The sequence below is a fragment of the Gemmiger formicilis genome (assembly GCF_024462815.1).
Lineage (GTDB): Bacteria > Bacillota > Clostridia > Oscillospirales > Ruminococcaceae > Gemmiger.
Genome location: NZ_JANGCG010000124.1, coordinates 1 through 204, shown reverse-complemented (window position 1 = coordinate 204; position 204 = coordinate 1). Strand labels below are relative to the sequence as shown.

General features: G+C 57.4%; 1 pseudogene. It reads right to left on the bottom strand.

Annotation, left to right across the window (positions count from 1 at the left end):
• A pseudogene (locus NE623_RS15015) lies at positions 1-204 on the bottom strand (hypothetical protein); the annotation flags it as partial.

Sequence of the window (204 nt, the reverse complement as noted above, 5' to 3'; positions counted from 1 at the left end):
CAGGGTTCGGCAGACGGAACGGCGGGCGCTCGCGTTCCACCGCCTCATGCTGCACGGGGATGTACATCGGGCTTTCCTCACACAGCAGTTGCACCGCCTCTACAAACGGTACACCTTCCACATAAATCAAATATTTCAGCGCCGACTTGCCGCCGATGTCGCGGCTTTTCCAGTGCCACACACTGGATTCGCCGTTTATCTTGA